Annotated in this window: 19 protein-coding genes and 2 pseudogenes; 9 read left to right on the forward strand and 12 right to left on the reverse strand. The window is 69.6% G+C overall.

From position 1 onward, the window contains the following. Positions 1-11 precede the first annotated feature (11 nt). The 5 genes from ACZ6B1_RS33170 to ACZ6B1_RS33190 form a co-directional block, all read right to left on the reverse strand. The gene (locus ACZ6B1_RS33170; RefSeq protein WP_468784478.1) at positions 12-1,730 is read right to left on the reverse strand and encodes an alkaline phosphatase D family protein; all 1,719 of its coding nucleotides are present in this window, start codon (positions 1,728-1,730) and stop codon (positions 12-14) included. A gap of 167 nt (positions 1,731-1,897) precedes the next feature. Further along, the gene (locus ACZ6B1_RS33175; RefSeq protein WP_468784479.1) at positions 1,898-2,188 is read right to left on the reverse strand and encodes a hypothetical protein; all 291 of its coding nucleotides are present in this window, start codon (positions 2,186-2,188) and stop codon (positions 1,898-1,900) included. Positions 2,189-2,241: 53 nt separating this feature from the next. After that, positions 2,242-2,556 (reverse strand): hypothetical protein, encoded by a 315-nt coding sequence (locus tag ACZ6B1_RS33180; protein ID WP_468784480.1) that lies wholly within the window; start codon positions 2,554-2,556, stop codon positions 2,242-2,244. Between the two features lie 86 nt (positions 2,557-2,642). Then, positions 2,643-3,431 (reverse strand): D-Ala-D-Ala carboxypeptidase family metallohydrolase, encoded by a 789-nt coding sequence (locus ACZ6B1_RS33185; protein WP_468784481.1) that lies wholly within the window; start codon positions 3,429-3,431, stop codon positions 2,643-2,645. A 75-nt stretch (positions 3,432-3,506) separates the two neighbouring features. Next, a complete protein-coding gene (locus ACZ6B1_RS33190; protein ID WP_468784482.1) occupies positions 3,507-3,959 on the reverse strand; it encodes a phospholipase in 453 nt (150 codons plus the stop codon). Between the two features lie 368 nt (positions 3,960-4,327). On the opposite strand from ACZ6B1_RS33190, the gene ACZ6B1_RS33195 reads away from it, so the two are divergent. The 3 genes from ACZ6B1_RS33195 to ACZ6B1_RS33205 all read left to right on the forward strand — a co-directional run bounded on the left by ACZ6B1_RS33195 (position 4,328) and on the right by ACZ6B1_RS33205 (position 9,741). Continuing rightward, a complete protein-coding gene (locus ACZ6B1_RS33195; RefSeq protein ID WP_468784483.1) occupies positions 4,328-8,059 on the forward strand; it encodes a S8 family serine peptidase in 3,732 nt (1,243 codons plus the stop codon). Positions 8,060-8,196: 137 nt separating this feature from the next. Next, positions 8,197-9,204 (forward strand): helix-turn-helix domain-containing protein, encoded by a 1,008-nt coding sequence (locus tag ACZ6B1_RS33200; RefSeq protein ID WP_468784484.1) that lies wholly within the window; start codon positions 8,197-8,199, stop codon positions 9,202-9,204. 330 nt (positions 9,205-9,534) lie between these two features. Continuing rightward, entirely contained in the window at positions 9,535-9,741 is a 207-nt protein-coding gene (locus tag ACZ6B1_RS33205) for a cold-shock protein (protein WP_468784485.1), read from the forward strand. Here the strand turns inward: ACZ6B1_RS33205 and ACZ6B1_RS33210 are convergent. Continuing rightward, positions 9,725-9,961: pseudogene (locus ACZ6B1_RS33210) on the reverse strand (hypothetical protein); the annotation flags it as partial. The gene ACZ6B1_RS33205 and the pseudogene ACZ6B1_RS33210 sit on opposite strands and share 17 nt — an antisense overlap. Positions 9,962-10,027: 66 nt before the next feature. Between ACZ6B1_RS33210 and ACZ6B1_RS33215 the strand changes: the two are divergent. Together ACZ6B1_RS33215 and ACZ6B1_RS33220 are read left to right on the forward strand one after the other, a co-directional pair. Next, positions 10,028-10,255: pseudogene (locus ACZ6B1_RS33215) on the forward strand (GNAT family N-acetyltransferase); the annotation flags it as partial. A 316-nt stretch (positions 10,256-10,571) separates the two neighbouring features. Continuing rightward, complete coding sequence (locus ACZ6B1_RS33220) at positions 10,572-10,733, forward strand: hypothetical protein (RefSeq protein WP_468784486.1); 162 nt, start codon at positions 10,572-10,574, stop codon at positions 10,731-10,733. A gap of 76 nt (positions 10,734-10,809) precedes the next feature. Here ACZ6B1_RS33220 and ACZ6B1_RS33225 read toward each other — a convergent pair whose 3' ends face one another. Beyond that, entirely contained in the window at positions 10,810-11,706 is an 897-nt protein-coding gene (locus ACZ6B1_RS33225) for an NAD(P)H-binding protein (RefSeq protein WP_468784487.1), read from the reverse strand. A gap of 54 nt (positions 11,707-11,760) precedes the next feature. On the opposite strand from ACZ6B1_RS33225, the gene ACZ6B1_RS33230 reads away from it, so the two are divergent. Next, positions 11,761-12,357, forward strand: coding sequence for a TetR/AcrR family transcriptional regulator (locus ACZ6B1_RS33230; protein WP_468784488.1), 597 nt, complete (start codon positions 11,761-11,763; stop codon positions 12,355-12,357). A gap of 363 nt (positions 12,358-12,720) precedes the next feature. On the opposite strand, the gene ACZ6B1_RS33235 is transcribed toward ACZ6B1_RS33230, so the two are convergent. From ACZ6B1_RS33235 to sigJ, 3 genes are all read right to left on the reverse strand, one after another. Continuing rightward, positions 12,721-13,176, reverse strand: a complete 456-nt coding sequence (locus ACZ6B1_RS33235) for a nuclear transport factor 2 family protein (RefSeq protein ID WP_468784489.1) — start codon at positions 13,174-13,176, stop codon at positions 12,721-12,723. Between the two features lie 209 nt (positions 13,177-13,385). After that, a complete protein-coding gene (locus ACZ6B1_RS33240) occupies positions 13,386-13,718 on the reverse strand; it encodes a hypothetical protein (RefSeq protein WP_468784490.1) in 333 nt (110 codons plus the stop codon). A gap of 155 nt (positions 13,719-13,873) precedes the next feature. After that, positions 13,874-14,803, reverse strand: a complete 930-nt coding sequence (sigJ, locus tag ACZ6B1_RS33245; RefSeq protein ID WP_468784491.1) for an RNA polymerase sigma factor SigJ — start codon at positions 14,801-14,803, stop codon at positions 13,874-13,876. A 137-nt stretch (positions 14,804-14,940) separates the two neighbouring features. On the opposite strand from sigJ, the gene wrbA reads away from it, so the two are divergent. Further along, on the forward strand, positions 14,941-15,552 hold the full coding sequence (gene wrbA / locus ACZ6B1_RS33250; protein ID WP_468784547.1) for an NAD(P)H:quinone oxidoreductase: 612 nt from the start codon (positions 14,941-14,943) through the stop codon (positions 15,550-15,552). Between the two features lie 243 nt (positions 15,553-15,795). Here wrbA and ACZ6B1_RS33255 read toward each other — a convergent pair whose 3' ends face one another. Beyond that, on the reverse strand, positions 15,796-16,329 hold the full coding sequence (locus ACZ6B1_RS33255; RefSeq protein WP_468784492.1) for a GNAT family N-acetyltransferase: 534 nt from the start codon (positions 16,327-16,329) through the stop codon (positions 15,796-15,798). Between the two features lie 212 nt (positions 16,330-16,541). On the opposite strand from ACZ6B1_RS33255, the gene ACZ6B1_RS33260 reads away from it, so the two are divergent. Continuing rightward, complete coding sequence (locus ACZ6B1_RS33260; protein WP_468784493.1) at positions 16,542-17,654, forward strand: LLM class flavin-dependent oxidoreductase; 1,113 nt, start codon at positions 16,542-16,544, stop codon at positions 17,652-17,654. Between the two features lie 10 nt (positions 17,655-17,664). Here ACZ6B1_RS33260 and ACZ6B1_RS33265 read toward each other — a convergent pair whose 3' ends face one another. After that, positions 17,665-18,060, reverse strand: coding sequence for a MerR family transcriptional regulator (locus ACZ6B1_RS33265; protein WP_468784494.1), 396 nt, complete (start codon positions 18,058-18,060; stop codon positions 17,665-17,667). A gap of 68 nt (positions 18,061-18,128) precedes the next feature. On the opposite strand from ACZ6B1_RS33265, the gene ACZ6B1_RS33270 reads away from it, so the two are divergent. Beyond that, positions 18,129-19,343 carry an MFS transporter gene (locus ACZ6B1_RS33270; RefSeq protein WP_468784495.1) on the forward strand — a complete coding sequence of 405 codons (1,215 nt, stop codon included), beginning with the start codon at positions 18,129-18,131 and terminating at the stop codon, positions 19,341-19,343. Positions 19,344-19,427: the final 84 nt, after the last annotated feature.

The raw sequence follows: 19,427 nt of genomic DNA on the forward strand, positions 1-19,427 counted from the left end.
GAGGACGGCCGCTACCGCCCCCCGTCCCTCGCCGTCACGCCGGGCCAACGGGCGGACCGGACCTGGTCGTCCGGCTCCGCACGTGATCGGCCGGACAGGTCCTGGTCGTCGGTCAGGACGGACTCGTGCACGGTGTGCAGCGTCGCGTTCGAGGTGGTGCGCTCCAGGCGGAGGTGCGCCGAGCGGCCGCGCAGAGTCAGGGTCATCAGCTGGTTGCCGAACCAGGGGCCGCCCTGCTTGCGCCAGCTGACCGGAGGCCTGGGACAGCGGCCGTGCCGGGCGAGGAGGCGCCCCAGCAGACGGGCCGGTGAGCTCCAGCCGAAGCGGAAGCCGATCCGCATCATCAGGGACACGGAGTTGTGCACGGGTGAGCAGGTGAGCTGGACGACGGGGAGGTGGGGGCCGTCGGACCGCCAGGACGCCTTGGCGAGGTAGGCGTGGTGGACGTCGCCGGACAGGACGCACACGGTCGCTGGGGCGGCCGGGGAGGCCCCGGCCTCGGCGACGAGGTCGGCGAGGCCGGCGAAGGAGCGGGGGAAGGCCGCCCAGTGCTCCAGGTCGGCTCCGCGACGCAGCCACTCGCCGAAGCGGGCCCAGCGTCCGCCGCGTTCCCCGGCACACAGAGCGGCGTTCCAGGTTTCGGTGTCGTGGACCAGGTGCGGCAGGAGCCAGGGCAGGGAGGTGCCGAGCAGGAGGTGGTCGTAGGTCTGCTCGTCGGTCAGCACCTGCTCGCGCAGCCAGGCGTCCTCGCCCGGGTCGAGCATGGCGCGGCGGTCCTCGGCGAGGACTCTCGCGGCCCGGGAGTCCACCATCACGATCCGGACCCGGCCGAAGTCACGACGGTAGCTGAAGCGGACCGAGGCTGAATCGGCGTCGGCGCGCTCGGCCAGGGCGCGCAGTGCCGGCGTGCCGTCCGGCGCGGCGTGGACGGCGGCCCAGGCGGGATCTTCGGCCAGTTCGGCGGGGGAGAGGTTGCCGAGGTGCTGGTGGACCCAGTAGGACATCAGGCCGCTCAGCAGCCGTTCCTGCCACCAGTCGGTGGTACGCATGTCGGCGAGCCAGGCGGCGGAGGTGTTCCAGTCGTCGACGATGTCGTGGTCGTCGAAGATCATGAGACTGGGCACCGTGGACAGCAGCCAGCGGACCTCGGGGTCGAGCCAGGATTCGTAGTAGAGGTGGCAGTACTCCTCGTAGTCGGTGACCTGGGCTCCGGGCGGCTGATCGAGGTCGCGGCGCTCGGCGAGCCAGCGCCGGGTCTGCTCGGAGGTCTCGTCCGCGTAGACCTGGTCGCCCAACAGGAGCAGGACGTCGGGGCGCTCGGCGTCGGGGTCGGCTGCCAGACGGATCGCGAGGGTGTCCAGGGCGTCCGGCCCGACCGAATCCTTGCCGTCGGCGGGGGGTGCGGCCCAGCGGCACGATCCGAAGGTGACGCGGACGGCGTCGCCGGTGGCGGGCGAACGGATGACGGAGGGCGGGAAGGGGGAGTCGGCAAGGGGCCACACCGGGGTGTCGTCCAGGAGAACCTCGTAGGAGGGGGACGCGCCGGGCCGCAGCCCGGTCACCGTGACGAGCGCGTAGTGGTGCCCGGCCACCTGGAAGCTGGGGGCCGTGCCCCTCGCGCCGTCGGAGCAGCGCACCTGTACCGTGCAGGCTTCGCTGGTCTCGACCCACACCGTCGCGAACGAGCCGTCGGTGCACCTCAGCAGGGGCCCCAGACGCAGTTCGGCCACTTGATCGCCTTCCTGTCTCGCGCATAGGGAACGGAACGACCGTAGCGCACCAGGGGAAGCCGGGGCCCGCGGCTTGGGGGGCGCGGTTCACGGGGCGGCGGGGCGGGGCCCCTGCTTCGAGAGGGCGGGCCCCCGGTACTGTACTGGGGGCCCGGACCGGGGTGACGTCAGCAGAACCAGCCGTCCTGGACCCAGCCGCGGCGGTTGATGTCTCCGTAGGCGAAGCCGTACGCCCAGCCGCTCTTCTTGCTCTCCACCAGGAAGGTCTGGCCCTTGTACAGGGTGCCCATCCAGGCGCCGACCGGTTCGGTGCGGACGTAGAGGTCGGTGGCGCACACCGTTTCACGCACACCGACGGTGCCGTTCGAGTAGGCGAGCGCCGGTCCGGCGCCGAGTAGCAGCGCGGCGCCGGCCGCGGTGACGACGGCGGCCGCACGGCCGCCACGGAAGACGGGCATCGAGGAGAGTCCTTTCACTGCCGGTTGCTGGGAAGGGCGGCCGTCACCAGCGCTCACCAGGAGTCGTAGCCGCCGATGCACTCGTAGCGCACATAGCCCCAGTCGTTGGGGCCGTAGTCGAAGGTGGCGGCCCAGCCGTTGTAGACGGGATGCGCGCCCTGGGTGTGGCCGACTTTGTTGCCGTAGGTCAGGGTTCGCAGATAGCCGGTCGGGCCGGATGCGCTGTTGTAGTTCGCGTAGAAGCTCGCCGTCTGGCACACGATGATCGCGTGCTGCGGCGGGACGTCGGCCCGGGCCACGGACTGCTGCAGGGCGACGGCCGTGACGGCGGCCGCCGTCACGGCGAGGGTCTTGTTCCAGGTCTTCACCGAATACCAACTCCCGTTGTCACAAAGGTGGCAGGGGCTGCCGCGCTGGGTCGTGTACGCCCGTCGACACAGGGGCGGGGGAGGAGTCACACGACGCCGCTCTCCCACCACCAGGAGCCGGAGCCGTACGAGGGGTACTGCACCCGGCTGTCCGTGTGCTGCCAGGAGTGGGTGTAGGCCTCCAGGCCGGAGAAGCCGCAGGTCTCGGCGATCTTGTACGTCTGGAGGGTGGTGTGGCCCGCGACCACGATGTCGGCGGCTACCCCGTATACGTGCATGCTGTTCGAGGCGCCGCCCACCGAGGAGTTGTGGGCGACGCTGCGGAAGCCGGAGTTGACGGTGATCGAGCTGTTGCCGGCCTTTTTGCGCACGGCCTCCAGTTTGTACATCAGGCGGCGCACGTTCTCCTTGACCTGGGCGGCGCTCACCTTGCCGCCGCTGAACCCCGAGCCGTCGTTGGAGTAGAACTCGCTCCAGTCGAAGTGCGCTGACGAACCGTCGCTGCTCTCCAGGCTGTTCAGCACGCTCTGCGTCTGCGGTCCGGCGACACCGTCCGACGGCAGGCCGTAGGCGGACTGGAACCGCCGGACCGCGCTCTCGGTGGCCGGTCCGAAGGCGCCGTCCCAGGCGACATAGGTCTGCTGGGCGCCGGAAGCGGCCCAGCCGCCGACCCGCACCTGCAGTTCCGTCACATCGGCACCGCTCATGCCCTGCTGGAGGGTGCGCGTCCAGCCGTACGCCGAAGCCGGGTCCGCCGTCCCCACGCCGGTGGCAAGCGCCATCCCGGCCACTGCCGACCAGCCTGCCGCGCCGCGCAGGAGGGAGCGACGCCGGATTCCGGCGTCCGCGCTCCCCGCTGCGTTCAAGTCCGCCATGACACATCCCTTTCCGCGGTTCCTCGGTCCTGGTGATCCCCGTCGCTGCCGGACCGTCCGGCGAGGAGGTGCTTGTCAGCCGAACGCCTTGACCGCCTGGTAGTAGGTCCACGCCGTGCTGTCACACGTGGTCTTCGTGCCGCCGGTGTAGTTGAGGCAGACGCGCTTGAGATCCTCGTAGAGGGCGCTGTCGAGGCGGGCCTTGTTGGCGCTGAAGGTGCCTGCGGCCTTGTAGTTGCGGTAGCCGAAGTCGTGGCGGGCGCAGGACATGGAGAAGGGGAATCCGAACGGGTTGTCCGGAGAGGTGGAGCAGTAGTCGGTGGACCAGTCGAACGCGTACGCGGACCAGGCGGCCTGGTTCGCGCGGGCGGCGGCCCAGGTGTTGTAGCTCGACGCGCTGGTCTGGGTCCAGTTCGCGAGGACCTGGGGCTTGTCCGCGGGTGCGGCGTCGGCGGCGGTCGCTGTGCCGACGACGGTGATGACGGCCAGGGCCGAGGCGGAAAGGCCTACGGAAAGTCTTCGGTGCATCGCAACACCTCCATGAGACCGCGAGCCGCCCGTCGGACCGCAGGTTCATGACAAGATGATTGAGGTATCAACAGGGCTTGCCAACCCCCCGGTCCCCACTGAGTGTTGAAATCCCGGCTGCGCCCAACGTCGCTCTTGTCGCAGACCTGCCCGACCTGCCGCACCTCGCCGACTTCGCCGACCTCACCGACACGATCACCGCCCGGTAATCGCGCAGGGTTCCCACCCACTTCGAACCGGTGCCCGGCCCGAAAAGTGCGCCCTGCGCCCGGATGCGCGTGGTTCGTGGCTGACGAGTTCTTGCCACGGCGAGGATTTGCCATGATCGGCCCTTCACGGCGGCGTGAACCGGCCGATAGACCCTGGGCATGTTCTCCCCCTCTCTGTATTCCGCCTTCCGGCGCAGACGCCGGCAGCTGATCTCGGCCACCGCCGTGGTGCCGCTGCTGGCGTCCGGGCTCGCCGTCCTGCAAGCGCCCGCACACGCCGCTCCGAGCAAGCCCGCGGTTCCCGTCGACCCCTCGGCGACCCACAAGGTCACCCTGGTCACCGGCGACGTCGTCACGGTCGCCACGATGGCCGACGGCCGGCAGATGGCCGACGTCGACCGGCCGGACAACGCCGTCGGCGGGGTGAAACTGCAGGAGATCAAGGGCGACTTGTACGTCATCCCGGACGAGGCGGCGCCACTGCTCGGCGCCGGCAAGCTGGACCGGCGGCTGTTCAACGTCACCGATCTGATCAAGATGGGCTACGACGACGCCAAGTCGGCCGCGCTGCCGCTGATCGCGATGTACGCCAAGCCGAAGCCCCGCGCGACCGCCGAGCCGACCGCCCCCCGGGGCAGCAGGCTGACCCGCGCGTTCAAGGGCATCAACGGTGCCGTGCTCCGCACCGACAAGCGGCGGGCCCGCACCTTCTGGACCGCCGTCGCGCCCCAGGACCACAAGAGACTGGGCGCGGGTGTCGCCAAGCTGTGGCTCGACGGGCGTGTGAAGGCCAACCTCAAGGAGAGCGTGCCGCTGATCGGCGCGCCCGAGGCCTGGGCGGCCGGTTACACCGGCAAGGGCGTCAAGGTTGCGGTTCTCGACACCGGCATCGACGTCAACCACCCCGACTTCGCCGGCGTGATCGACGGAACGGCGAGCTTCGTGCCGGGCGAGAGCGTCAACGACATCAACGGCCACGGCACCCATGTGGCCGGCACGATCGTCGGTTCGGGCGCCGCCTCCCACGGCGACTACAAGGGAGTCGCCCCCGGCGCCGACCTGTACGTCGGCAAGGTGCTCGGCGGGGAGGAAGGCTCCGGCCAGGACTCCTGGGTCATGGCCGGGATGCAGTGGGCTGCCGAGTCGGGCGCGGACGTCGTCAACATGAGCCTCGGCGACTCCTACCCGACGGACGGCAGCGACCCGATGTCACAGACGGTCGACGCCCTGTCGGAGCAGTACGGCACACTGTTCGTCATAGCCGCCGGCAACGCGGGCCCGGAGAGCGTCTCGGCCCCGGGCGCGGCCGCCTCGGCGCTGACCGTGGCCGCCACGGACAAGCAGGACCGGCTCGCGTCCTTCTCCAGCACCGGCCCGCTGGCCTACTCCGGCGGCATGAAGCCGGACATCGCGGCGCCCGGCGTGGACATCACCGCGGCCCGCTCGCAGGAGATGACGGACGGGGGCGAAGGCATGTACCGCACGCTCAGCGGTACCTCGATGGCCACCCCGCACGTGGTCGGCGCGGCGGCGATCCTGGCCCAGCGGCACCCGGACTGGACCGGCAGCCGGCTCAAGGAACACCTGATGAGCACCGCGAAGGGGCTGGTCGGGTACTCGCCGTACGAGGTCGGCACCGGCCGTGTCGATGTGGGCGCCGCCGTGCGCACCACGGTCCGCGGCACCGGATCGCTCTTCTTCGGCAACTACACCTGGCCGAACGAACCGAGCGACGGCGCCGTCACGAAGGAACTGACCTTCACCAACACCGGTTCCACCGATGTCACGCTGGACCTGGCGCTGAGCGACGACGGCGGCCCGTTCTCACTGGGCGCAGCCGAGGTGACCGTCCCGGCGGGCGGCACGGCCGCCGTCCCGGTGACCGGCGACCCGCGGTCCGTCCCGGCAGGCCGCCACGTCGGCTACGTGACGGCCATCGACGCGGGCACGGGGAAGCCGGTGACCCGCACGGCCCTGGCGCTGCTCAAGGAGGATGAGCGCTACGACCTGAACATCAAGCTGGTCGGCCGGGACGGCAAGCCCGCCGCCGGCTGGGTCGGCGTCAATCTGGCCGGCGACGTCTGGCCGTGGTCGGTGTACGTCGACGGCTCGACCACCATGCGTATGGCACCCGGCCGTTACACCGTGACGGCGAACGTCGACGTGGCCGGTGAGAAGGCGGACCGTTCGGGTCTGGCGGTGCTGGTCGACCCGGAGACCGTGCTCGAGGACGGCCCCGCGGACGTGGTGCTCGACGCCGGGAAGGCCCGGCTGCTCCGGACCGAGGCCCCGCAGCGCACCGAGGACCGCCAGCGCAAGGTCGACTTCAACGTCCACTACGACGGCCAGGACCCGTACACGGACTACCGCAGCGCGTACGTGCTGCCGCAGACCTACGACGACGTCTACGTCTCGCCGACGAAGCCGATGGAGCACGGCGATTTCATGCTGACCACCCGATGGCGCAAGGGTGCACCCCAGCTCGATCTGAGCGCGTTGGGCGGCCGCCTCCGCTTCGACGCGCTGGCCCAGCCGGGGAGCGCACTGGACACCGCCACGGACAGGTGGGGCGTGGTCCACGCGGGCAACGGTTCGGCTGCCGCGTACACGAAGGTGAATGCCAAGGGCAAGGTCGCCGTCGTCGAACGCAGCGACGAGGTCTCGCCGCAGGAACGCGCCGAGGCCGCCGTCGCGGCCGGCGCGAAGGCACTGATCGTGGTCAACGACGGCCCCGGTGCGCTGGTGGAGTACGTGGGCGAGTCGCCCATCCCCGTGGCCTCCGTGCACCGCGGCGCGGGCAGGGCCCTCCTCTCGCTGGCCGGGTCCGGCGCCTTCAACCTCACCGTGAAGCAGACCGAGTACACACCGTTCGTCTACGACCTCACCCGGAACTACCCCGGCCGGGTGCCGGACCGGGCCCTGGTCTACCAGCCCGCCAAGTCCGACCTGGCCCGGGTCGACGCCCGCTACCACTCAGCCGCGGGCGGTGGTCCGGCGGAGGGCTACCGGTCCGACTTCACCCTCAGCCCGTCGTTCAACCTGCCCGAGCGCGAGTGGCACCCGGGCACGCGCACCGAGTGGGTGACACCGGGCCAGGTCTGGCGGGAGTTCCACACGCAGGGCACCGACGGAACCCTGCCGTGGACGATGGTGTCGGGCGACAACAGGTATGCCAAGGGCAGCACCACCCGTCTGGACTGGTTCGCCCCCGCGACGAGGCCCGGCCAGGGCGAGTCCTTCGGTGTGTACAACTCCCGTTGGCAGAACTACATGACATGGAACGTGCAGGCGTGGACCTCCGCCAGCGGCAACATGCGGCTGGGCGGCTACCTGCCCTGGGGTGAGACGCCGTCCCACCTGCAGGTCTTCCAGGGGAAGACGCTGATCTACGACAACCCGGTCGGCGGGGACATGCAATGGCAGGAGGTGCCGGCGGGCAGGCTGCCCTATCGCGCCGTCCTCGACGCGCAGCGCCCGGGCGACGTTTTCCGGCTGTCGACACGCACCCACACGGAGTGGACGTTCACGTCCGACACCGTCGATTCTGACTCCTTCGAGCGGTTCTCCGTGCTGAACCTGGACTACGAGCTGGAGTCCGACCTGCACGGAGACGTCAAGGCGAACGCGAACCAGAAGATCAGGCTCAAGCCGGTGTCGATGGACGGCGGCAGTGTGCCGGGCAAGGTCAGCACGGTGAAGCTGGATGTCTCGTACGACGACGGCGGCACCTGGCAGAAGGTGACCCTGGCCAAGGGCGCCGACGGCTACTGGACGGGTTCGTTCAGGACGGCGAAGAAGCCCGGCGGCTTCCTCTCGGTCCGCGCGAGCGCCGGGACGAACGGCGGCTTCGGCGTCCGGAACGACATCATCCGGGCCTACGGCCTGCGGTGAGTCGAAGCGTCGGGCCCCGGGGAGGTGACTCCTCGGGGCCCTTCCCGGCACACCCCATCCCAACTGGGACTTCTCAAGATCGGCTGCCATGGCGGATACTTCCGCCGCTGCGGCAAGTGAAAGAGAGTCGGTCGCCGATGCTGGATGTTCTGGGCCTGGAGCCCGATGACGAGCGCGTCTACCGGGCCCTGCTCGGACGGCCCAAGTCCACCGCCGTCCTGCTGTCGGATCTGCTCGGCCTGTCACGGGCCCTGGCCGACCGGGCCCTGTGCCGACTGGTCGAGTCGGGCCTGGTGATCAGGTCGGCGGACGAGCTGTTCACCGCCGCGCCGCCGACCATGGCGCTCGGCGCCCTCATCAGCCAGCGCCGGGACGGACTGCGTGCGGCTGAGCATGCCCTGGTGACCTTCGCCGAGGAACACCGGGCGGCGATGACAGGGAGCAGCATCGTCGACCTCATCGAGGTGGTCACCGGAGTCGACGCCATCCGCCACCGCTACCTCCAGGTGCAGCAGGCGGCCCGCACACAGGTCCGCACCTTCATCACCGCTCCGTTCGTCGCCCTGCCGCCCGACGAGAACACGGCCGAACCCATGGCCATCGGCCGCGGCGTGCGCTTCCGGGCGGTGCTGGACCGGGATGTGCTGGCCGAGCCGGGCATCGTCGATGACGCGATCGACTCCCTGCACAACGGTGTGCAGCTACGGGTCGCCGACCGGCTGCCCATGAAACTCGTGCTGGCCGACGCCGAACTCGGCCTCGTCCCGCTCGCGACCACGCCGGCCGGGGAGCCCGGCGCCGTGCTGCTGCACCGCAGCGGCCTGCTGGACGCCATGGACGCGCTGTTCGAGACGGTGTGGCGCACCGCCCACCCGTTCCAGCTGTCGGGGACCGTCCAGGAGGCCGAGCCCGTCGTGAAACTCGGGTCGGACGGCCCGTCCGACCTCGACCGAAGGATCCTCGCGCTCCTGCTGGCCGGCGTGACCGACTCCACGGCCGCGGTACAGCTCGGTCTGTCACCGCGCACGCTGCAACGACGCCTGCGCCACCTCATGGACCTGGCCGGGGTCCGGACCCGGATGCAGTTGGGCGCTCACGCCGTGCGTCACGGTTGGGCGGAACCGGCGGTACCGAGGCAGACGTGACGGCCGCGCGCGGCTCGCCGCCTGCGCCGGCGTTCCGGCCGACGGGAGTGGGCGGGGGAGTGGACGGCACGTGGGGGAGTGGTACGGAGGGCCGATGATCCCCAGCTTGATACCAGACGTCCTTTTCGCGCGCGGGTCTCCGTGACGGCACCGCGACCCCGAGTGTCTGCTGCTGTCTGGCGCCGGCCGAACACGCCATGTAGCGTCGCTTTGGTTGGTCCGCCGTTCCCGCCCGTACCGCCAGGTGCGGGCGTTTTGTTGCGCGGACCGGCCAGGAACATCGCCTCGGGTCCGCATGGCGTGGACCCGGTTCGACCGAGAGGTAGAAGCATGGCCAGCGGGACCGTGAAGTGGTTCAACGCCGAGAAGGGCTTCGGTTTCATTCAGCAGGACGGCGGGGGCCCGGACGTCTTCGCGCACTACTCCAACATCAACTCCTCCGGCTTCCGTGAGCTGCTGGAAGGCCAGTCCGTGACCTTCGACGTCACACAGGGCCAGAAGGGTCCGCAGGCGGAGAACATCACGGTCGTCGGCTGAGTCGACGCCCTCGGCGTGGCCTCCGGAAACTTCTGCGGGGGCCACGACTGAGGGAACGGAGCCGTCGACGGGTTCTCCAGGGTCCCAGGAGATCTCCCGCTGGCCGGCCCGCCGGACCCCTTCCGTCCGAGAGGGCGGGCGGGTCGCCGACGGGACGGGCGACACAGGCGGTGCGCAGGCCGAGTCCCTGTGCTCCGCGCAGGTCCCAGGCGTGAGCCGCGGCCGGAGCTGCCGGCTGGTGCCGACCAGCCGGCCGATGCGGGTGCGGACGTCTGTGCGAAGGTCCCCATCCGGGACAGGGCGGCGTCTTCTGCGAGTCGCGGAGCGCCGCGTGGCCGAGGCGGGACGAGAGCTGGTACGGCTGGACTGCCTGTCCGACAACGCCCGCCTGAACGCGTACTACCTCAACGCCGGCTACCAGGTTGTCGGACACAAGGAGGGCAAGCCGCAGCCCGGCGGTAGGCCCAAATCGTTCACGCTGCTCGAAAAGGTCATACGCGACAGCGGAGAATAGGCACATCGCCTGCCCTCGCCCTGATCGGACGGGTCGGCGAGAGGCCCGGGTTGCTACGGCGCGGGATCTGCGACCTCCGGCAGCCCTCTGAACTGCCGGAGGTCGGGTCGGGCGTCGGACCATCAGGGTGATGAGAGACCCGGTCAGGCGGCTTCGCCATCCTGCGGGAGCGTTCGTGGTCGTGGACGTTGCGACGGGCATGCACGACGCGGCCGGCGCAGTGAGTATCGCGCCCCGTACGAGCCCCCCCACATACTCCCAGACCTCCGCCCGGGGTAACGTTCCCGTCCATTCCAAGGTCCCTGGAGGCTTCCCTGTGCACACGACTGCTTTCCTGCTGCGGAGCGCGCTGGGCCTTGGCGGCGGTCTGGTGTTCATGTGGGAGCTGAACCGCCAGGCTTCGGGTCCCGGCTGGCGGAAGTCGCGGGTCTTCTCCGCGGCGGGGGCAGTGATGCTCGCCGGGCTGCTCGCCCTCTGACGATCGCCAGTCGGCGTCCCTGCCGTGCGCGTTCGGTCTGAGGGCTGGGCGGGGGCGCAGGTCGCGGTCGACGAGGTTACGAACCTTCCGAACCTTCCGTGAAAGCGGTGGCGTGGTCGGCGGCCCACTGGCGAAACGTTCGCGGCGCCGTCCCGAGGATGTCGGCCACTGCGGTGGTGACGTACGCGGGCTGTCCGACCGCCGCGCTCCACGCGGCGAGCAGCATCTCGACGACCGAACTGGGCGCCGTCCCCTCCGACAGGCGCCGGAAGTCGTCCGGCGTCATCTCCTCGAATGTGATCCGGCGCTCCAGGGCGTCACCGATGACGTCCACCTGCGCCGCTTGGGTCAGCGATTCGGGGCCCGTGAGGACGTAGTCGCCTCCGGCGTATCCGTCCTGATAGAGCGTTCGCGCCGCGACGGCTGCGATGTCGCGGTCGTCGACCGGTGCCGTCTCCGCGGCGCCGTAAGGCCACCGGACGACCTCGCCGGCCCGGATCGCGGGCGCCCACCAGGCCAGCGAGTTCGACGCGAGCATCCCCGGCCTGATGATCGTCGACTCGAGTCCGGTGGCCGCGATGAGCCGCTCGATTTCGGCGTGCAGCGCCGCCATGGGATTGGGCTGCTGGAAGAAGGGGTGCGGCGTCTGATGTGGGGAGGAGAGGGAGACGACCCGCCGCACGTGGGCTGCCAGCCGCTCGACGACTGCCGCGGCGGTCTGAGGTGGGGCGGTCCAGACGAGGAAGACCGCACCGGCGCCATTCAGTGCCGGGTCGAGCGACTCGGGCACGGTGAGGTCGCCGGTGAAGACCTCGACCTTCGCCGGCAGCGTCGCTGCCGCCTCGGAGCGATGGGAGAGGGCGCGGACCGGCACGCCCGCGTCGAGGAGTTGGTCGACGACGACGCGGCCGATCCGGCCCGTCGCCCCGGTCACGAGCACGGGAGGAATGTCTCTCTGATTCACGCCGTCCATAGAAACGTTACTCGGTTAAAAAAGCAACGCGGTCATGAATGTTACGGTGGTCAGATGAGTGAGCCGACGGGACTGCGGGCCCGCAAGAAGGAGCGGACGCGCGACGCCATCGGCGACGCGGCCGTCTCGCTGTTCCTGGAGCACGGCTTCGACCGCGTCTCGGTCAACGACATCGCCGCGGCGGCCGAGATCTCCAAGCCGACCCTCTTCCGGTACTTCCCCACCAAGGAAGACCTGGTGCTGCACCGGTTCGCGGACCACCAGGGCGAGGCGGCACGTGTCGTACGTGACCGCGGCTCCGCCATCGAGCCGGTGACGGCGCTGCACCAGCACTTCCGGGCGGGCCTCGATCGGTACGACCCCGTCACCGGGCTCAACGATCATCCCGAGGTGGTGGCGTTCCATCGGCTGGTGTTCACCACGCCGAGCCTGGCGGGACGGCTCACGCGGTACCAGCTCGAGGATGAGGAGGCGCTGGCGGGCGCCCTCGGCGAAGGCATCCAGGCACGCCTGCGAGCCGCCCAGGTACTGGCGGTCCAACGGGTGCTCGCCCGGACCAACTGGCAGAAGATCGCCGACGGTCGAGCCGCCCGAGACGTCCACCCCGAGGCCGTAGCCGATGCCGACCAGGCATTCCAGCAACTGCGGTGACAGGCGACTCCCGGGTCGGGGAAGGCTCCGGGTCCGGCGCACGCGTCGCCACGGGTTCCCAGGGCGTGCGGAGGCGATATGGCGACAAGCCGGAACCCGGGCGACTCATCGACCCCGCCCGGCAGCTCAAGACCGTCCAGCAGGGAGCGGCCACCAGCGTGTGGTGCGCCACCAGCCCGCGGCTCGACGGACCAGGCGGCGTTGCGAGAACTGCGACATCAGCCCACTGGTCGCCCCGGAAACCGAGGCCGACTGGTACGCCACGGCCGAGTCGCCCGGCGTGCTGCCCTACGCGGTCGAGCCGGAGGCGGCGGCGCGGCTGTGGGAGGTGAGCGAGGAGCTCAACAGGCCCGAGCCGGGCATTCAGGAGCGGTCACCGAGGCTGGCGGCGACGGCGGCAAGTCGGCCCATGGCATGAGCCACGCCGAGTCCGTCCATGTAGTCGCGAACGTGCACGATCTGGCCGTCGCGAATGCGCATCACCAGAAGACCGGGGAATCTGAAGGGCCGCCCGGAGGTGGTCACGGTGCCGGTCACGACCTGCTCGACAGTGATCACCTCGGGGTCGGTGCTCTCGTGTACGACGACTTCGCCGATCTGCTGCGGTCGGGCTGGGCTGGCACCCCAGGCCGCCCGATAGCCCGCGCGGACCTCCTCGCGCCCCAGGTAGCGCGCGGGCATCCCAGGGAACAGGAACGGGAACTCATGGACGGCATCGGGCGCGTAGAGATCGGCCAGGTCGTCCGCGGACCTGTCAAGCATCGCCCGCTGATAGCGGGCCAGGACTGCACGAGGGGTGGGTTCGGACGCGACCGGCATGATGGTGGGACTCCGTTCGGACAAAGCTTGGACGAGCTCACTCGAGCCATGAGGCGAGGCATGGGGCGTGCACAGCGTGGCGGGATCCGACGCCTTGTGGAAGACCTCGCCGTGGAGAACCTCTTGACCGCACTCCGACTGCAGATCGGCGAAGAGATCGCGGGGATCCGGTAGATGGGACGACCGCTCCGGTGAGGACGTCACCCGGATCAACGTCCAGAACGACCATGACCGTCACCCTGGGCGGCGGCCTCCCGGATCAGCGGCTCGAACTCCCGCCGCACATAGGCGTCGAACGGCTCCGTCAGCGCGCCGTCGATCACCCGCCGCACCCGGTGCTTCGCCGCGATCTCCTTGAACGTGGCACGGGAGTCCGGCTCCACGCCCCCTCCGATGATCAGCACCCCGAACTCCTCGGTCTCCAGGAGCTTTCGGGCCTCCTCGTCGGAGCTCGCTCCCTCCGCGTCAAAGCCGTCCGCACGCAGCGTGGCCAGCACCTGCGTCACCCGGGCGGGCGTCCTTCCCAGCACCAGCGTCCTCATGGCCGTTCCTCTCCGATACGTCGACATCTTCACTCTCGAACCTAGGAGCTCAACCAGACTTGAGGTCAACCCCGAACTGATCGTCTGTCTCGTCATCGCCAACCCATCGCGGAAATTCGGGTTCGCAGCCCTCCATCGGCTGCCTTGGCGAGCCGTCACCTCGCTGCCCAGGGGCGAAGTTTGTCGGGATTGAGCACCGCCCAGATGTGACGGATCCGGTCACCGCTGACCTCGAAGGCCATCACCGACACGGTGACGCCGTCCAGTTGGACGACGAGCCCCGGCTGGCCGTTGACGTTGCGCTCCACCAGGCTCAGATCGGGCGCCGCACCGCGCCGGTCGACGAAGAAGTGTGCGACCTGCTCGGCGCCTTCAACTGGGTGAAGCGCGGCCGTGACCAGTCCGCCGCCGTCGCCTGTCGCCGTTGCGTCGGGGGCCAGCAGGCCGACGAGGGCGTCGATGTCCTTGGACTCCCATGCCTGCATGAAGGCCCTGACGACGCCGGCGCGCCGGGCTGACGAGGCCGCGTCAGGCTGCGACGCGCGGATGCGCCGGCGGGCCGAGGTGGCCAGCTGGCGGCAGGCCGCAGGGGTCCGGCCGACGATCTCGGCCACCTCAGCGAAGGAGTAACGGAAGACATCGTGCAGGACGAACGCCACACGTTCGGCCGGGGTCATCGCTTCGAGCACGACGAGGAAAGCCATACCGACCGACTCATCGAGGGTGATCCGGTCGGCGGGGTCGACGGTGGTGTCCCCCGGCCACTTGGCGATGCCGATCCCCTCCGAACGGTCGGGCAGCGGTTCCGGGATCCACTCGCCCACGTAGCGCTCGCGTCTTGCCCGCGCCGAGCCGAGCAGATCGAGGCAGATGCGGCTGGCGACAGTCGATAACCAGGCGCCGGGGGAGTCGATGACTTCCTGCTGTTGCGGCGACATGGCGTACCAGCGGGCATAGGTCTCCTGTACGACGTCCTCGGCATCGGCCAAGGAGCCCAGCAGCCGATACGCGAGGTTCGTCAGCCGACGCCGCTCGCTCATGATCGCCATCGGGCCCAGCCGGCCGTGTGCCGGCTCGGACGTCATGGTGTCACCGACTTCCTCGACGCCTCGCCTCACCGTCTACGACGATTCGGCGCACCGAACTGTGAGGTCGGCACGGCGCCTCACATTCCGCAGGGCTGCCTCGTCGTACCGATCAGACCCATACGGAGAGGAATCCCATCGTGGCACCCGTGAACGTTGCGATCATCTACTACAGCTCCACCGGCACCGTACACACCTTGGCGCAAGCCGCCGTCGAGGGCGCGGAGAAGCAAGGCGCCGACGTGCGACTGCGCAAGGTCGCCGAAACGGCCCCGCCGGAGGCAATCGCCACCAGGCCGGAGTGGGTCCGGCACCTGGAGGGCACCGCCGACATCGCCGAGGCCGGCCACCACGACCTGGAGTGGGCCGACGCGGTGCTGTTCGGCACCCCCACCCGCTTCGGCAACCCGGCCGGACAGCTCAGGACCTTCATCGATACCACTGGCCCTCTGTGGTTCCAGGGGAAGCTCGCGGACAAGGTGTACTCGGCCTTCACCGCCTCCAACACCGCTCACGGCGGGCAGGAATCCACCCTGTTGGCGCTGGCGAACACGTTCTACCACTGGGGCGGCATCATCGTGCCCCCGGGCTACACCGACCCCGTTCAGTTCCGGTCGGGCAATCCGTACGGCACCTCCCACGTAGCCGGCGACGGCCCGCCCGGCGAACTGGCCCTGCAGGCGGCCCGGTACCAGGCCCGCCGCGTCGTCGACACCGCAGCCCGTCTCAAGGCCGGCCGCGCCGCCTGAGCAGGGCAGGAACACAGTCGAACCGGTCCACGGTGGCCGGGCAGGCCCCGCAAAGTGTCTGCCGGCCCGGCCTCCGACGCGGCTGAGTCCTCTGGGGCACGGTCACTGCTGCGGCCCTGATCATCCGGCCGGGCCCCCGCTTCCTCAGCTCGAGCGCGAAGCCCGCTCACGCAGCGTCTGTGACCAGCCCTGCGGATCCGCGTCGTAGAGAGCGCATTTGGGGCGATCGGCGCCACGGCCGGTTCACGCCTGGAACTCGGTGAGATCGATGGCGTGCACGCGCAGTGGGTAGCCGTGAACCGGGTGTGCCGTCTCCCGCTCGGGCACCATGCCGAGCTTGCGGATGACGTTCTCGGAGGCGTTGTCCCCCACCCGGTTGATGCTGATCACGCGGTCCAGGCCGCGGTCCTGGAGCGCGAACTCCAGCGTGGCGTGCGCCGCTTCCGACGCGTATCCCTGCCCCCAGAACTGTGAGCCGAGCCGCCAGCTGATCGCCACCGCGGGCATCACCTCCGGCAGGAACTCGGGCACGTACAGTCCCGTGAAGCCGATCAGCTCGCCCGAGGCCAGCAACTCGACGGCGAAGAGTCCGAAGCCCTCCTCGTCCCATTCCTCCTCCCACCGCTCGATGTCCTCGGCCGTGTGGTCCAGGTCGCGCACCGAGCCGTCGTCGATCCAGCGCATGACCTGTGGGTCCGCGTTGATGTCCGCCATCGGCACGAGGTCGTCGTCGTACCAGCCACGGAGAAGGAGACGGGGCGTGATGATCTCGGTCATTCGCCCATCCTGCCGAAGGAACGCGCCTCATCGGTAATCCGTACAGGCTGGTCGAGGCACGAAAACCGGACCGGTGACCGGCTGCCGCACCAGGTACGTGCCCGCGTCCACAGCCTTTTCGGCTCGGTCCGCAACAGGCGCTGACTGTAACGGGTCAGAAGGCTGTTGACGGGTTGACCTTCACATCGGTGTGACGGTTGTGCAATCGAGTCATGGAATGGGACTCGATGAACCCCGGCTCGTTTCGGCTCGGCTTGGCGTTGGAGGGCACGGGTTGGCACCCTGCCTCGTGGCTGTTGTCGTCGGTGACGGATGCCGAAGAGGTCTTCAAGGGCGGCTACTGGACGAACTGGGGGCGCGCGGCCGCGTCAGCCGGCATCGACTTCGTCACGCTCGAGGACGGCCTGAGCCTGCAGACCGACCGCTTTGGTACCACCGACCAGGGCCATGACCGGGTGCGCGGCAGGCTCGATCCCGTTGTCACCGCAGCGGTCCTGCTGGCAACGACAGACATCAGCGAGGTGGTGGTCTCGCGCAACGTGACGCACACCAACCCGTTCCACGTCGCCGCTCAGATGGCGTCCTTGGCGGCAATCGGGCCGGGCCGGGTGGTGTGGCGGCCGCAGGTTTCCGCCGATGCACGCGATGCCACGGTGGTCGGTGGACCGGTGACGCCTCAGCTGCGGCCCGAGGACGTGTACGTCCCGACTCGCATCGCGCGACGGCTCCGGGATCTCTTTCGTGACGCCGAGGACTACGTGCGAACAGTGCGCGAGCTGTGGAGCACGTTTCCCGCCGACAGCCTGAGCTCCGGGGACACGTTCCTGCATCGGGACATGGTCGCGCCGTTGCGGCTCACCGGGAGGGAAAGGTACCCGGCGGCCGGCCCGCTGACCGTCCCGGTGCTGAGCACCCCGAAGGTCGCGGTGCTCGCGCACCATGCCCTGGAGCCGTATCGACTCGCTGCGGCCGTCGCTGACCGGGTCTTCGTGACTCCGTCGCAGGAGCATCCGATTCCCGTGCTCCTGAAGGCGTTTCGAGAAATCGAGAAGCTGACACCCGACGCCACCGCGACCGAGGTGTACGCAGACGTGGCGGTTGTCCTGGGCGACACGGACAGGCACGCGGAGGCCAGGCTGGCCGGGCTGAACGAAGCCGCCGGCTTCGTCTGGGCACCGGACACGCACGTGTTCGTCGGAACCGCGGACCGCCTCGCCCGGGAACTCGCCCGCTGGCGTGAGCAGTTCGGCCTGATCGGGGTTCGGCTGCGCCCCGCGGTGCTTCCGGACGACGCCGACAGGATCGTCCAGGAGGTTGTCCGGTGATGAACTGGCTTCAAGTGCCGCGCAGTTGACCGGGCGCGACCGGGACGCGACGCTGCTCCACCTCGGCCAAGTACTCGGTCATCGCGTCCCGGTTACGGGTGAGCACCTCGATCCGGTCGGTGAGCTTGTCGCGCTCCGAGGTCAGCAACGCCAGCATCTCCGGGGTCGCGTCCGGGAAGTGAATGGACCTGGGCTTGTCCAGGCACGGCAAGATCTGCTTGATGATCCGGGTCGGCAACCCCGCCGCCAGCAGACCTCGTATCTGCTTCACGCGGTCCACATACCGTTCATCGTAGTCACGGTATCCGTTCATCGACCGATCCGGCACGATCAGGCCCTGCTCCTCGTAATACCGCAGCAGGCGCCGGGACACGCCTGTCAGGCGGGACAGTTCACCGATCCGCACAAGCTCGAGAGTAGCGGCGCGGCCCAAGCTTGACCATCACATCAATGTGAGGGTTTCACGATCAGTGCATGACGACCACAACAGCCTCTCCGACAAGACGTGACGTCCTGCCCTGGTCCGCGCTCCTGGCACTGGGCACCGCGGTCTTCATCACCAGCCTGACCGAGACCCTCCCGGCGGGCGTCCTCCCGCAGATGTCCTCCACTCTCGGCGTCAGCTCCGGTGCGGCGGGCCAGGCCGTCACCGTGTACGCCGCCGGGACAGCCCTGACCGCCATACCGTTGGCCGCTGCCACGGCGGGAATTCGGCGCAAGCCGTTGCTGCTGGGCGCCATGACCGTCTTCCTGGTCGCGAACACGCTCACCGCTGCCGCGCCCGGCTACGCGGTCCTGCTCGTCGCACGGTTCCTCGCCGGCGTCGCCGCCGGACTCGCGTGGGCCATCCTCGCGGGATACGCGCGGCGTATCGCGCCTCCCGGTCAGGAAGGCCGTGCCATCGCGATCGCGATGACCGGGATCCCCCTGGCGCTGTCGCTAGGCGTTCCCGCCGGGACGCTGATCGGGCAACAGGTCGGGTGGCGAGCGTCCTTCGCTGCCGTTTCAGTGATCACCGCCGCCGTCCTCGGATGGGTCAGGTTCAGCGTTCCCGCCCTCAGCCGGCCGACGACAACAGCCGAAGAGCCGAAGCCGACCACCCGGCAAACGCTCCGGGTCCCCGGGATGGCCGCCATCATGGTCGTCGTCGTCTCCTTCGTCCTCGGCCACACGATCATCTACGCGTACATCGCGCCGTACCTACGTCACGCCGGCTTCGCCACCGCAGTGGACGCGATCCTGCTGGCCTTCGGCATCGCATGCCTGGTCAGCATCTGGTACACCGGCCGTCACATCGACAGACACCTTCGTGGGCTCGCGCTGACGGCCGCGACCCTGTTCACCGTCGCCACGGCCGCCTTCGCCGCCACCACGGCACAGGCCGTCGTCTGGGTCGCAGCCGTCGCGTGGGGCCTGGGATGGGGCGGTACACCCACGCTCCTTCAGACCGCAGCCGGTCAGGCGGGGATGCGACGCAGCCCAGCCATCGCCGACACCGCGCAAGCCATCCTTGTGACCTTGTGGAACGCGGCCATGGCACTCGGCGGCATCATCGGCGGCATACTCCTGCAGCGCGTCGACATCGCCGCCGACGCCGTCGCCGCGGCAGCGCTCGGAGTCCTCAGCCTGACTGTGATCACGCTCACGCGAAAGCATGCCTTCGCTACAGCGGACCAGGACGCACCATGACACGGCGAACCGTGCGGACCCCTTCGCAGCGCGGAGCCGGGACTGAGCCGTCGAGTCCATGCGAAGGCATTCCGAGGCCGCGGA

This window comes from Streptomyces sp. NPDC041129 (assembly GCF_055592265.1).

What these genes read in the sequence shown, in the direction of transcription:
- ACZ6B1_RS33225 (WP_468784487.1), bottom strand. Translation starts at nt 11,706, where the DNA reads ATGGACGGCGTGAATCAGAGAGACATTCCTCCCGTGCTCGTGACCGGG.
- ACZ6B1_RS33240 (WP_468784490.1), bottom strand. Translation starts at nt 13,718, where the DNA reads ATGAGGACGCTGGTGCTGGGAAGGACGCCCGCCCGGGTGACGCAGGTG.
- ACZ6B1_RS33270 (WP_468784495.1), top strand. Translation starts at nt 18,129, where the DNA reads ATGACGACCACAACAGCCTCTCCGACAAGACGTGACGTCCTGCCCTGG.
- sigJ (WP_468784491.1), bottom strand. Translation starts at nt 14,803, where the DNA reads ATGACGTCCGAGCCGGCACACGGCCGGCTGGGCCCGATGGCGATCATG.
- ACZ6B1_RS33175 (WP_468784479.1), bottom strand. Translation starts at nt 2,188, where the DNA reads ATGCCCGTCTTCCGTGGCGGCCGTGCGGCCGCCGTCGTCACCGCGGCC.
- ACZ6B1_RS33260 (WP_468784493.1), top strand. Translation starts at nt 16,542, where the DNA reads ATGGAATGGGACTCGATGAACCCCGGCTCGTTTCGGCTCGGCTTGGCG.
- ACZ6B1_RS33185 (WP_468784481.1), bottom strand. Translation starts at nt 3,431, where the DNA reads ATGGCGGACTTGAACGCAGCGGGGAGCGCGGACGCCGGAATCCGGCGT.
- ACZ6B1_RS33205 (WP_468784485.1), top strand. Translation starts at nt 9,535, where the DNA reads ATGGCCAGCGGGACCGTGAAGTGGTTCAACGCCGAGAAGGGCTTCGGT.
- ACZ6B1_RS33195 (WP_468784483.1), top strand. Translation starts at nt 4,328, where the DNA reads ATGTTCTCCCCCTCTCTGTATTCCGCCTTCCGGCGCAGACGCCGGCAG.
- ACZ6B1_RS33190 (WP_468784482.1), bottom strand. Translation starts at nt 3,959, where the DNA reads ATGCACCGAAGACTTTCCGTAGGCCTTTCCGCCTCGGCCCTGGCCGTC.
- ACZ6B1_RS33200 (WP_468784484.1), top strand. Translation starts at nt 8,197, where the DNA reads ATGCTGGATGTTCTGGGCCTGGAGCCCGATGACGAGCGCGTCTACCGG.
- ACZ6B1_RS33230 (WP_468784488.1), top strand. Translation starts at nt 11,761, where the DNA reads ATGAGTGAGCCGACGGGACTGCGGGCCCGCAAGAAGGAGCGGACGCGC.
- ACZ6B1_RS33255 (WP_468784492.1), bottom strand. Translation starts at nt 16,329, where the DNA reads ATGACCGAGATCATCACGCCCCGTCTCCTTCTCCGTGGCTGGTACGAC.
- ACZ6B1_RS33235 (WP_468784489.1), bottom strand. Translation starts at nt 13,176, where the DNA reads ATGCCGGTCGCGTCCGAACCCACCCCTCGTGCAGTCCTGGCCCGCTAT.